The 12203-nt window shown below is 71.6% G+C and carries 12 protein-coding genes; 8 read left to right on the top strand and 4 right to left on the bottom strand.

The annotated features are described in order from the left end of the window. Window positions 1-90 precede the first annotated feature (90 nt). The 4 genes from ABIB15_RS08230 to ABIB15_RS08215 all read left to right on the top strand — a co-directional run bounded on the left by ABIB15_RS08230 (window position 91) and on the right by ABIB15_RS08215 (window position 5514). Complete coding sequence (locus tag ABIB15_RS08230; protein WP_354476803.1) at window positions 91-1356, top strand: pyridoxal-phosphate-dependent aminotransferase family protein; 1266 nt, start codon at window positions 91-93, stop codon at window positions 1354-1356. Further along, the gene (locus ABIB15_RS08225) at window positions 1353-2624 is read left to right on the top strand and encodes an allantoate amidohydrolase (RefSeq protein WP_354476801.1); all 1272 of its coding nucleotides are present in this window, start codon (window positions 1353-1355) and stop codon (window positions 2622-2624) included. The genes ABIB15_RS08230 and ABIB15_RS08225 overlap by 4 nt, the downstream gene beginning before the upstream one ends. Continuing rightward, on the top strand, window positions 2621-3439 hold the full coding sequence (locus ABIB15_RS08220; protein WP_354476799.1) for a MurR/RpiR family transcriptional regulator: 819 nt from the start codon (window positions 2621-2623) through the stop codon (window positions 3437-3439). Before ABIB15_RS08225 ends, ABIB15_RS08220 begins: the two co-directional genes overlap by 4 nt. 269 nt (window positions 3440-3708) lie before the next feature. Continuing rightward, window positions 3709-5514, top strand: coding sequence for a gamma-glutamyltransferase family protein (locus ABIB15_RS08215; protein WP_502908927.1), 1806 nt, complete (start codon window positions 3709-3711; stop codon window positions 5512-5514). Between the two features lie 27 nt (window positions 5515-5541). Here the strand turns inward: ABIB15_RS08215 and ABIB15_RS08210 are convergent, their stop codons facing one another. Beyond that, window positions 5542-6144, bottom strand: coding sequence for a nucleotidyltransferase family protein (locus ABIB15_RS08210; protein ID WP_354476795.1), 603 nt, complete (start codon window positions 6142-6144; stop codon window positions 5542-5544). A 51-nt stretch (window positions 6145-6195) separates the two neighbouring features. Here ABIB15_RS08210 and ABIB15_RS08205 point away from each other — a divergent pair, with 51 nt between their 5' ends. Both ABIB15_RS08205 and uraH read left to right on the top strand, forming a co-directional pair. Next, window positions 6196-6696 carry a 2-oxo-4-hydroxy-4-carboxy-5-ureidoimidazoline decarboxylase gene (locus tag ABIB15_RS08205; protein ID WP_354476793.1) on the top strand — a complete coding sequence of 167 codons (501 nt, stop codon included), beginning with the start codon at window positions 6196-6198 and terminating at the stop codon, window positions 6694-6696. After that, entirely contained in the window at window positions 6693-7025 is a 333-nt protein-coding gene (gene uraH, locus ABIB15_RS08200; protein WP_354476791.1) for a hydroxyisourate hydrolase, read from the top strand. Before ABIB15_RS08205 ends, uraH begins: the two co-directional genes overlap by 4 nt. A gap of 402 nt (window positions 7026-7427) precedes the next feature. On the opposite strand, the gene ABIB15_RS08195 is transcribed toward uraH, so the two are convergent. From ABIB15_RS08195 to allB, 3 genes are all read right to left on the bottom strand, one after another. After that, window positions 7428-7904: a nucleoside deaminase gene (locus ABIB15_RS08195; protein ID WP_354476790.1), complete on the bottom strand. Its 477-nt coding sequence runs from the start codon at window positions 7902-7904 to the stop codon at window positions 7428-7430. After that, window positions 7901-8821 carry a factor-independent urate hydroxylase gene (pucL, locus tag ABIB15_RS08190; protein ID WP_354476788.1) on the bottom strand — a complete coding sequence of 307 codons (921 nt, stop codon included), beginning with the start codon at window positions 8819-8821 and terminating at the stop codon, window positions 7901-7903. Before pucL ends, ABIB15_RS08195 begins: the two co-directional genes overlap by 4 nt. An 81-nt stretch (window positions 8822-8902) precedes the next feature. Continuing rightward, complete coding sequence (gene allB / locus ABIB15_RS08185; RefSeq protein ID WP_354476786.1) at window positions 8903-10240, bottom strand: allantoinase AllB; 1338 nt, start codon at window positions 10238-10240, stop codon at window positions 8903-8905. An 81-nt stretch (window positions 10241-10321) separates the two neighbouring features. Between allB and ABIB15_RS08180 the strand changes: the two genes are divergently transcribed. Together ABIB15_RS08180 and ABIB15_RS08175 are read left to right on the top strand one after the other, a co-directional pair. Next, complete coding sequence (locus ABIB15_RS08180) at window positions 10322-11365, top strand: methylenetetrahydrofolate reductase C-terminal domain-containing protein (RefSeq protein WP_354476784.1); 1044 nt, start codon at window positions 10322-10324, stop codon at window positions 11363-11365. Continuing rightward, window positions 11362-12021 (top strand): class I SAM-dependent methyltransferase, encoded by a 660-nt coding sequence (locus tag ABIB15_RS08175; RefSeq protein ID WP_354476782.1) that lies wholly within the window; start codon window positions 11362-11364, stop codon window positions 12019-12021. Before ABIB15_RS08180 ends, ABIB15_RS08175 begins: the two co-directional genes overlap by 4 nt. The last annotated feature ends 182 nt before the right edge of the window (window positions 12022-12203 follow it).

Here is a 12203-nt window from a genome sequence, read left to right as displayed (position 1 = left end):
CGTAAACTTGGTGCACTGAAACAAACGCATCAGAGTCCAGGGAGCGCCACCATCGCCAGCCAGCAGATCAACCCGCCCGCCCGACTGCTGATGGGTCCCGGCCCGATCAATGCCGACCCGCGGGTTCTGCGTGCGATGTCGGCGCAGCTCATCGGCCAGTACGACCCGGCGATGACGGCCTACATGAACGAGACGATGGCCCTCTACCGCAGCGTCTTCGACACTGAGAACGAGGCGACCTTCGTTGTCGACGGAACCTCCCGCGCCGGCATCGAGGCCGCCCTCGTGTCGCTCATCGAGCCCGGCGACCGGGTGCTCGTGCCGATCTTCGGCCGATTCGGCCACCTGCTGCGAGAGATCGCCGAGCGCTGCGGCGCCGAGGTGCACGTGATCGAGACCGAATGGGGCACCGTCTTCACCCCGGAGCAGATCGAGGCGGCGATCACCGAGACAAGGCCCAAGCTCCTCGCCATCGTGCACGGCGACACCTCGACGACGCTCGCTCAGCCGCTCGACGAACTCGGCGAGATCTGCCGGCGGCACGGCGTGCTGTTCTACACCGACGTCACGGCCTCGCTTGCGGGCAACGAGTTCCACCTCGACGCGTGGGGGCTGGATGCCGTGACCGCCGGCCTGCAGAAGTGCCTCGCCGGTCCCTCCGGCAGCGCCCCGATCAGTCTCTCGCCGCGCGCGGTCGAGGTGATCACCTCGCGGAAGAGCATCGAGTCCGGCATCCGTTCCCCGGGGGATCCTGTCAGCCAGTCCCCGATCCGGTCGAACTACTTCGACCTCGCGATGGTTCTCGACTATTGGGGAGAGAAGCGCCTCAACCACCACACCGAGGCCACGAGCATGCTCTACTGCGCGCGGGAGTGCGCGCGGCTGCTGGTCGACGAGGGAATGGCGAACGCCGTCGAGCGGCACCGGGTGCACGGCACCGCGATGGTCCACGGGCTAACGGGCCTCGGCCTTGTGCTCTTCGGCGACCAGGGTCATCGCATGAACAACGTCGTCGGAATCGAGATCCCCGACGGCATCGACGGCGACGGGGCGCGCTCGGTAATGCTCAATGACTTCGGAATCGAGATCGGCACGTCGTTCGGTCCACTGCACGGCCGCATCTGGCGCATCGGAACGATGGGCTACAACGCCCGCCGCGACACGGTGCTCACGACCCTCGCCGCCCTCGAGCAGGTGCTCCGCGCGGGCGGCGCCACCGTCACTCCCGGCGGTGGCGTCGGTGCGGCCCTCGACGCCTACGCCGACCTCGCGGCCAGCGCATCTGGCAGCCCGGGGGCGGGTGCGTCGGGCGACCACCCCTCCGACGCGGCGACCAACCCGGGCGGCACCCCATGACGATGCCGCCGTCTGCCATCGCCGAGGCCGGCCTCATCATGGAGCGCTGCGACGAGCTCGCGACCCTCTCCCGCTCGGCGGAACACCTCGAGCGCGTTCACCTCTCGCCCGAGCATGCCGCCGGCAACGCCATGGTCGCCGGTTGGATGACCGAGGCTGGCCTGTCGACCTGGCAGGATGCCGCCGGCAACCAGTGCGGACGCCTCGAGGGGGCCACCCCCGGCCTGCCCGCCCTCCTGCTCGGCTCGCACATCGACACCGTCCCCGACGCCGGGCGATACGACGGCATGCTCGGCGTGCTACTCGCGATCGCCGTCGCCGCCCGCATCGCCGGGTCCGGCCGGGCACTGCCGTTCGCCCTCGAGGTCGTCGCGTTCAGTGACGAGGAGGGCACCCGGTTCGGCACGGCGCTGCTCGGCAGCCGCGCCCTTGCCGGCACCTGGGACGAGGCCTGGTGGGACCTGACGGATGCCGATGGCATCACCCTCTTCGAGGCGTTCCAGGACTTCGGACTCGACCCCGCACGCCTGCCCGGCGCCTTCCGCCGGCCCGAACAGCTCGTCGGCTACCTCGAGGCGCACATCGAGCAGGGCCGGGTGCTCGACGACACCGACCGTGCCCTCGCCGTCGTCACCTCCATCGCGGGGGCACGCCGGTTCTCGCTCGAGATGACGGGCATGGCCGGACACGCCGGCGGCACCCCGATCGAGCTCCGTCGCGATGCGCTCGTCGGCGCGAGTGAACTCGTTCTCGCGGTCGAGGCGATGTCGAAGGCCCACGGCACGATTGGCACGGTCGGCCGGCTGCAGGCCTTTCCCGGCGGTGTCAACGTCATCCCCGGTCGGGTCGAGTTCAGCCTCGACCTGCGCGCCGAGACGGACGACGCGCGGGACCGATGCTGGGAGCAAATCGAGCAGTCCGCCGCCGAGATCTGCTCCCGTCGCGGGCTGGGCTTCACGGTGAGCGAGATCTACCGTGCGGATGCCGTGCGGTGCGGACTCGGGCTGCGCCGGGCTGTCTCCGCCGGCATCCGCTCCACCGGGGACGGCGACCCGCTCGCCTTCTACAGTCGCGCCGGGCACGACGGCGTGGCCGTGTCGGCCGTGACCGAGTTCGGGATGCTCTTCATCCGCTGCGCGGCGGGAGTAAGCCATCACCCCGATGAGTCGGTGCGGGAGGACGACGTCGCCGTCGCCCTCGACGCGTTCGAAACGGCTGTGCTCGAGGTCGCCGCGCAGCACGCCGCTGCGGCTCCGGCCGCGCCGTGAGCAGCGCTCTGGCGCCTGGCATCGGGGAGCGGATCGACGCGAGCTACGCCGACCTCACCCCGCAGGAGAAGCGTGCGGCTGACTTTATCCTCGCCAACCTCGGCGACCTCGCCGTCTACACGGCCACCGAGCTCGCGGCCCACAGCGGTGTCTCGAAGGCGACCGTGTCGCGGCTCTTCCGTCGGCTCGGCTTCGAGAACGCGGGCGCGGTGCGCGAGCAGGTGCGCGCCACCCGCGGCGCCGGGGCGCCGATCGCCGGCGGGTCGGCATCCGGCCATCTGGAGCGGGAGCTTGCGAACCTCACAGCAACGCTCGGATCCCTCGACCTGACCGAGCCCGCCCGGCTCCTCGCCGATGCCCGTTCTGTGCTGATCGTCGGATTCCGCAACAGCTATCCGGTGGCGCTGCACTTGCGTCAGCAGCTCGCGCAGGCCAGGCCCGGCGTCGCGCTCGCCCCGCAGCCGGGCCAGTCGCTCGGCGAGGAGCTCGCGAGCCTCGGCCGCGACGACGCCGTCGTGCTCGTGGGCTTCCGCCGACGGCCGGAGTCGTTCACCCGCGTCGCGGAGGGCGTGCGGGAGAGCGGCGCGTCCCTCGTGCTGCTCGGCGATGCGGGAGCGCGCCGGCACGCGGCATCCGCCCACTTCATCGAGTGTCCGCTCGACACGGGCCTGCCTTTCGACAGCTATGCCACGGCCATGAGCGTCGTGAGCCTGCTCGCGGCGGCCGTGCTCGCCCGCACCGGTCGCGCTGGCCGGGAGCGGGTCGCTCGCATCGGCGCCAGCTACGCAGCGCTCGCGGAGATCGAAGCGCCCTGACCGGTGGTCGCCGGACGCGTTCCCGGGCGGATGCGTGATGCCGCGGATGCCCGACGACGCGAGTTGCCTGAATTGGCTGCTTCTCTGGGTGCGGAGGGGACACAACTGGGCACCTCGCGAGACGGGGCGCCGATTGCGGATGCGAGCCGGTGGGCGCGCATGATGGGAAGACTGCTTCTGCAGCATCCGTCCCCGCCGAAAGTGACTCCGTGAGCTACACCGCACCTGACCCATTCACGACCCGCCCCGACCTCACCGGCACCTTCGGCATGACGGCATCGACCCACTGGCTCGCGACAGCGACCGCGCAGGCGGTGCTCGAGCGCGGCGGCAACGCCTTCGACGCCGCCGTCGCGGGGGCCTTCGTGCTGCACGTCGTCGAGCCGCACCTCAACGGTCCGGGCGGCGACATGACCGGGGTGTTCGCGACCGCGGAGAACCCCGGCCAGCCGATCGTGCTCGTCGGCCAGGGGCCAGCCCCGGCCGCCGCAACAACCGCGCACTACCTCGCCGAGGGGCTCGAACTGGTGCCCGGCTCGGGAGCGCTCGCGGCGGCGATTCCCGGAGCGGTCGACGCCTGGCTCCTGCTGCTGCGCGACCACGGCACCTGGGAGCTCGGGCCCGTGCTCGCCTTCGCGATCGACTACGCCCGCAACGGGCATCCGGTGCTCGCGAACGTGTGCGCCACGATCTCCTCCGTCGCCGACCTGTTCGCCGAGCACTGGCCGTCGTCCGCGGACAGGTGGATGCCGCAGGGCCGGGCTCCCGTGCCCGGCGAACTGATCACGAATGAGGCCTGGGCGCGCACCCTCGACCGGATCCTCACCGCGAGCGAGGACGGTGCCGGTATCGTGGCGGCCAGCGAGGAGGGCGCGACGAGCGCGAGTGCCGGCACCGCCCCCACCCGGGAGCACCGCATCGACGCGGCACGGGTCGCCTGGTCCGAGGGCTTCGTCGCGCGGGAGATCGTCGAGTTCATCCGCGAGCCGCACAGGCACTCGTCGGGCACCGACCACGCCGGGGTCATCGCCGCCGACGACCTCGCCGGCTTCCGTGCCGGCTACGAGCCCGCGACGACCGTCACGTTCCGCGGGCACGAGATCGCCAAGACCGGCGCCTGGGGGCAGGGGCCCGCCCTGCTGCAGGCACTCATGATCCTCGACGGCTTCGACGACGATCACCTCGATCCGTCCACCGCGCTCGGCGCGCACACGATCCTCGAGACGATCAAGCTCGTGATGGCCGACCGCGAGGCCTTCTACGGCGACGCCGACGTGCCGCTCGACCGCCTGCTCTCGGCCGACTACGCGGACGAGCGCCGTGCCCTCATCACGGAGCGCGCGTCGCACGAGGTGCGGCCTGGAGCTCTCGCCGGCCACGAGCCCGCGTCGCCGCCGTTGCGCACCGAGTACACCCCGCCGAACGCGATGGCCGGACACGTCGCCGCGGGCGTCGGCGAACCGACCGTCGCCCGCACGGGGCAGACCCGCGGCGACACCTGCCACATCGACGTCGTCGACCGCGCGGGCAACATGGTCTCCGCGACGCCGTCAGGGGGCTGGCTGCAGTCCTCCCCGACGATCCCCGAGCTGGGGTTCTGCCTCGGATCCCGCCTGCAGATGACCTGGCTCGAACCCGGCTCGCCGTCGACCCTGACGCCGGGACGCCGCCCGCGCACCACGCTCACCCCGACCCTCGTGCTGATCGACGGAGAGCCGGTCTCCGCCCTCGGCTCGCCCGGCGGCGACCAGCAGGACCAGTGGCAGCTCCTCTACCTGCTGCGCACGATCGTCGGCGGCTACTCGCCGCAGCAGGCGATCGATGCCCCCGCGATGCACACGAACTCGTTCGCGTCGTCGTTCTGGCCGCGGGTCTGGGCGCCGGGAGAGTCGGTCGTCGAGGACCGCCTCGGCGCCGACGTCATCGCGGAGCTCGAGCAGCGCGGCCACCGCATCGTCGTTGCCGGCGGCTGGAGCCTCGGCCGACTGTCGTCCGTGTCCCGCGACCCGGCCACGGGCATCCTCTCCGCCGCCGCAAATCCGCGGGGCTCTCAGGGGTACGCCGCGGGGCGATAGCGTCGGACACGGATGCGGCGGGCGTGCTCAGCCGGTCGGATGCTCTGGCCGCGCGTCCACGTCCATCCCGTCGCCGAGGTCGGAGCAGTCGACCATGTCGGCACCGTGGCGCTGCAGATACGACCGCGCGCCCGAATCCCCGGACAGCTCGGCGAGCAGCGCCGCCCAGTGCGTCCGGCCGATGACCACCGGATGCCCGGGACGGCCGTCCCACCTCGCCTGGCGCAGCGTATCGACACGGGGCTCGGGGCGCAGCATCCGCTCGACGGCGGCGAGGCCGAGCGTCGGGAGGTCGACAAGGGTGACGGCGGTGGACGCCGCATCCGTCCGCTCCGCCGCGCGCAGCCCCGCAGCGAGCGACGCAGAGAGGCCGCGCTCCCAGTGCTCGGCGACGACCACCGAGACACGGGGGTCGGCGGGTAGCAGCGCGCGCGCCTCGTCCGCCGCGGCGCCGAGCACGACGATCACCGGCGCGCATCCGGCATCGAGCAGCAGCACCGTCGCGCGCTCGAGCCAGCCTCCGCGGTCATCGACGACAAGCGCCTTCGGCTGGCCCATCCGCGTTCCCGCGCCCGCGGCGAGAACAAGGCCGGCGGGAGGTTGCGGGGTCGGGGCGGTGGGGGAGGTCACCAGTACAGTTATACCCACACGAGCGGTGACGGGCCGCCGCGAGGGGGATTCATGCGCGAACTCAATGACGCCGAGCTGCGCGACGGGCTCACCGCGGCGCTCGCCGTGCGCCGCTGGGTCGACGAGGTCGCCTCCCACGCCCCGTTCGCGAACCTTGATGCGCTTTTCGACGCCGCGAGGGTCGCGGCGCCGCTGCGACGGTCCGAGATCGACGAGGCCCTCGGGCACCACCCGCGCATCGGCGAGAAGCCCGTCGGCGAGGGCGCCGCGCAACAGTTCTCGCGCGCCGAGCAGGCCTCGGCGGATGCCGGCGATAGCGCGCTCGCCGCGGCCGTCGCCGACGGCAACCGGCGCTACGAGCAGCGCTTCGACCGGGTCTTCCTGATTCGCGCCGCCGGCCGCAGCCGGGCCGAGATCCTCGCCGAGCTCGAGCGCCGGCTGCTGCTCGACGATCGGACCGAGCTCGCCATCGTGAGCGCGCAGCTGATCGAGATCGCGCTCCTGCGGCTGGAGAAGACCTTCGGGCCGACATTCGGAGGGGAGCCGTCATGAGCCAGATCACCACCCACGTGCTCGACACCGCCCTCGGCCGGCCCGCCGCGGGTGTGCCGGTCACGCTCGAACACCGCGCGAGCGGCGCCTGGACCCTCCTCGACCAGGCCATGACGGATGCCGACGGCCGTGTCGGCCAGCTCGGCGCCGAGTCGCTCGAGCCCGGCGACTACCGCCTGACCTTCGACACCGCGAAGTACTCCTCCGCGACAGGGCAGGCGGGATTCTTCCCCGAGGTGACCCTTGTCTTCACGGTCGTCGACGCGTCGCATCACCATGTGCCCCTGCTGCTGAGCCCGTTCGCGTTCAGCAGCTACCGCGGCAGCTGAGCGCGGCGCGGGCTGACGGCCGCTCGTCGGTAACTCAGGAGATTCTGCGCCACGCCGAGCTCCGGCGACCGAGATCTCGGCGTGTCGCAGAATCTCCTCGGTTAGTCGGTTAGTCGGTTAGTCGGTTAGTCGGTTAGTCGGTTGGTCGGTTAGTCGGTTCGCAGGAGATGGCAGAGTCGGATGCGTCGTGGTGATCAGTACGTCACCGCAGGTACGCGGCGACCTGCCGCTGCTGCGGCGGCCACCTCGAGCCCGCGCGTAACTCAGGAGATTCTGCGCCACGCCGAGCTCCGGCGACCGAGATCTCGGCGTGTCGCAGAATCTCCCGAGTTGCGCCCGCAAGCTCATCCGCGGCACGCCGAGAACCTACGAACCCCACGACCGCACAGGCCACGCGCATCCTCAGTACGCGGTACGCTCCGCATCGTTCAGCCACACATCGAACGGCCGTGCCGCGTCGTCGAGCCGCACGGCGTCGACCGCGGTCGGCCAGGTCGACCGGTCCCTGGCGAACAGCTCGTAGAACTCCAGGTCGTCGAAGCCGCCGCGGGCCGCATCGTGCCGGTCGGCCGCATAGACAATGCGGTCGACCCGAGCCCAGAGCGACGCCGAGATGCACAGCGGACACGGTTCGCACGACGTGTACAGGATGGCGCCGGCGAGCGAGAAGTCCCCGACAGCTCGGCAGGCCGCGCGGATCGCCATGACCTCGGCGTGCGCGGTCGGGTCGAGGTCGCGCGTCACGCGGTTCTGGCCCGTCGCGAGCAGCGTGCCGTCGCGCACGATGAGCGCGCCGAACGGCCCGCCGCCCTCCGCAACGTTCTCGATCGCGAGCTGGATGGTCTGGGCGAGCCAGTCCTTGTCGGTCGGGGTGCTCATGCGAGACCCGCCCCCGGGGCCCACGCGCCGCCGGCATTCGAGGCGTCGTCGCGGGTGACCGTCGCCTGGATCAGGCCGTATGGCCGGTCGGCGGCGACGAACACCTCGCCCGGGTTGTCCAGTCCGAACGGGGCGAGGTCGACGACGAAGTGGTGCTTGTTCGGCGCGGAGAACTGGATCTCGGCGATCTCCGGATGCTCCTGCAGAACAGCCTTGCCCATGTGCCACAGGGTCTGCTGCAGCGCGAGCGACTGCAGGGTCGCGAACTGGGTCACGATGATCTGCTTGACGCTGGAGTACACGTCGTCCCAGATGACGGCCTCCCAGTCGGGCTCGGTCGAGGAGAAGCGCCAGCGGGCGACGAGGGAGGTCGCGAGCACGCGGTCGCTCGTCGCCGCGAGGGTCGTGTACTCGTCGGTCAGGAAGTCGCGGAACTCCGACCCGGTCGACTTGAGCAGCACGAGGTCCTTGAATCCGCCGACCACGTGCGCGACCTGCTCCTCGCCCTTGCCCTCGACGGTGACGGCGGCGGTGCGCACCTCCTCGCCGGCGCGGATCCAGGTGTGGTCGTGCTCGGCGCCGTTGACGACGGCGCGCCGCCAGGCGTACTCCTCGACCTCGACGCGGGCCCCTGTCGCGGGAGCGGTGTGGTCGACGAAGTGGCGAGCGAGGGTGAGCCCGAATCCCTCGATCGAGCGGATTCCGGCGGACTTCGCGAACGCGTAGGCGGTGTTCTTCTGCGTGTCGGTCGGAAGCACCTGGCTCTGGTCGCCGTAGAGGTGTGCCTCGGCGAAGCTCCCGCGCAGGCTCGTGCTCACATTGAGGTCGCGGATCTCATGCCGCACCTGGTCGCGGTAGATGCGCACGAGGCGGCTTTCGGCTTTGCCGTATTGATGTGATCCGAGAACGATGGCCATGCGGTGATTCTTCCAGAGCCATGTGACCGGGGTGTTTCATACCTCGGTCGTGTCGACGGATGCTCAGCGTACGCGCCGCGATCAGCGCGCGAGCAGTACTCCCCGCGGAACGGCGGTCGGCGCGAGGTCGACGCTCTCGCCGCGCAACCAGGTGCCGCGCACGACCCCGGTCAGCTGGCGGCCCTCGTAGGCGCTCACCCGGTTGCGGTGGAACAGCGCCTCCACGTCGACCGTGAATGAGGCGTCGGGGTCGAATGCGACGAGGTCGGCGTCGGCGCCGACCCGGATCCGCCCCTTTGCCGGCAGCCCGACGAGGTCGGCCGGGGCCTGCGACATCCAGCCGAGCACGCGTTCGAGGCGGATGCAGCGGCGCCGCGCCTCCGTCCAGATGGCCGGCAGCCCGAGCTGGAGCCCCGAGATGCCGCCCCAGGCGAGCCCGAAGTCGCCGCCGTGGCCGAGCTTGAGCTCGCGCGTGCTCGGCGAGTGGTCCGAGACGATGACGTCGATGACCCCATCGAGCAGCCCCTGCCAGAGCAGATCGCGGTTGCGCTCGTCGCGGATCGGCGGGCAGCACTTGAACTGCGTCGCGCCGTCGGGGATCTGCTCTGCCGTGAAGCACAGGTAGTGCGGGCAGGTCTCCACCGTGATCGGCAGCCCCTCGGCCTTGGCCGCGGCGATGCGGGGGAGGGCGGCGGCGGAGGAGAGGTGGAGGATGTGGGCGCGGGCGCCGGTGCGCCGTACCCCGTCGATGACCCGGTCGATCGCGACGAGCTCGGCCTCGTTCGGCCGGGATGCGACGAAGTCGCTGTAGCCGATGCCGCCCGCGTTCTCGTGCGCGTCGAGCACGCCGGGATCCTCCGCGTGCACGATCAGCAGAGCGCCGAGCCCGGCGACCTCGGCGAGGGCGTCGTCGAGCTGCCCAGCGTCGAGGTGCGGGAACTCGTCCACGCCCGACGGTGCGAGGAAGCACTTGAACCCGAAGACCCCGCGCTCGTGCAACTCGCCCAGCCGGCCCAGACTCGCCGGCACCGCGCCGCCCCAGAAGCCGACGTCGACGATCGCCTTGCGCGCGGCGATCGCGCGCTTCGTGTCGAGGGCTGCCACATCCACTGTCGCCGGGATGCTGTTGAGCGGCATGTCGATGATCGTCGTGACCCCGCCGGCGGCGGCCGCGCGGGTCGCGCTCGCGAACCCCTCCCACTCCGTGCGGCCGGGCTCGTTGACGTGCACGTGGGTGTCCACGAGTCCCGGCAGCAGCACCGTGCCGGGGGAGAGGCGGATTCGCTCGCCCGATCCGGGGAGTTCGCGAGTTCCGATGGCGGCGATGACGCCGTTTCGGATCCCCAGCGACGCGGCGACGAAGACCCCATCGATGAGCGCAGACTCTGCCGTGATGATCCGGTCGAACGTGTCCGACATGCAGGGCTCCGTTCTGGGTCGCTACCATTCAAACAGACGGAGCGGGACCCAGCCGCCGCACTGTGAGAGCGAGGAGACGCGGTGCCCGACAGTCCAGGGACGATCGAGCCCAGCCCGGCATCCGCCTGCCCCAAGCAGATGCGGTTCGGTCCCTGCGGCGGCGTCGAATTCGACGGGAGCTGCGAGGTCGCCGACCACCCGTGCGTGTTCCTCGAGATGCCGACGGTGCACTGGGCCGGGCCGGATGCCCGTGACTCGGCTGTGCCGAGCGCCGGGGCGACCCGCCTGCGCGGCATCCTCGCGCAGCGCGCGATCGTCGTCGCCGACTTCCCCGCCCGCGCCCTCGACGCGGCGTCGATCGCCGCGTGCGGAGCGGCGCTCGCCGGCACCGTCGACGCGGTCCTCGCCGGCGATGCACCGAGCGCGCGCGTGCAGTTCTCGCCGAGTTACCGCGCGCACCTCATCCGCCGGACCGGCCTGGAGGTGTGGACCGGCCTGAACTGCCGCGACCGCAACCGCGTCGCGATCGAGGGCGAGCTGGCGGGACTCGCCGACGTCGGCGTCGCCGGTGTGCACTGCGTCACCGGCGACCACACGCTCACCGGCGCTCGGCCCGATGCGGCGCCGGTGTTCGACCTCGACTCCACGAGGGTCGCGGCGCTCGCCCGCACCGCCGGACACCTCGTCTCGGTCGCCGAGTCGCCCCTCGCGCCGCCGGTCGGCCGTCGCGCCGAGAGGCTGCTCGAGAAGCAGCGCGCGGGCGCCGAGATCTGCTTCGTCAACCACGCCGGCGGCGCCGACCGGGTCGAGTCGTTCATCGCCCAGGCGCGTGTGCTCGGCGTCACCATGAGCTTCGTCCCCTGCATCCCGGTCGTGATCGACCGAGCGAGCGCCGAGCTCATGCTCACCTTCACGACCCTCGTGCTGCCCGAGGGCTTCCTCGACGCTATCCTCGCCGCGGCCGACCCGCGCAGCGCCGGCATCACCGCCGCGGTCGAGCTGGGCCGGCGGATGCTGGCTCTCGACGGCGTCGTCGGCGTGAACCTCTCCGGCGGAACCTCACCCGGCGGCGACCTGGCCTTCGCCGGGGCGCTCGCCACGATCAGTCAGGAGCTGCGCCCATGAATGCCAAGAAGCCCCACGGTCACACCAACGGCACCGCGAGCAGTGCGGGGAACGGCGCCGCCAGCTCGAGCAGCGCGTGGGATGCGCGCTACGCGGAGGCCGCGAGATCCGATTCGAGCGTCTGGTCGCTCGAGCCCAACGCCTTCGTCGCCTCCGTCGTGGCCGGCTTCGCACCCGGCACCGCGATCGATCTCGCCTGCGGGGAGGGACGCAACGCGCTGTGGCTGGCCCAGCGCGGCTGGCAGGTCACGGCGGTCGACTTCTCGGCCGTTGCGGTCGAAGCCGGGCGCCGGCGCGCCGACCACCTCGGCCTTGAGGTGAACTGGGTCGTGGCAGATGTCACGGACTGGGTGCCGCCGGCCCTCGTCGACCTCATCGTTATCGCGTATCTTCAGCTTCCCGCCGCCGAGCTCGCGTCGGTCATTGCCACCTGCGCCGGATCGCTCGAGCCGGAGGGACTGATTGTTCTCGTCGCGCACGACCTCGACAACCTCGAGCGCGGCGTCGGGGGTCCGCAGAACCCCGCGGTGCTCACGAGTGTCGACTCCCTCCGCGCGGCCGCCGCTGACGTCGAGATCGAGCGCTGCGAACAGGTGCTTCGCCCGGTCGGCGACGCCCACGCCGTCGACACTGTGCTCATCGCGCGCCGGTCCTGAGAGCGCGGCGCGGCTCTGGACAACATCGGAGCGCCGCCGCGATGCGTGCACGACGCGACCGACCATGGGTTGACCGACACTCGTCTTCTGTGGCGCCATCGGCTAGCGAGGCGGCGTGGAATGGCTTCCGGACGAGGTGGGTGGCACGGCGCTCGGTCCGGGCCCCAGTCGAGCCACGTCGG

The organism is Marisediminicola sp. UYEF4, from assembly GCF_040546025.1.
Taxonomy (GTDB): Bacteria; Actinomycetota; Actinomycetes; order Actinomycetales; family Microbacteriaceae; genus Marisediminicola.
The sequence above is the reverse complement of the archived record's forward strand: the minus strand, read 5'-3'. Positions and strand labels throughout refer to the sequence as shown.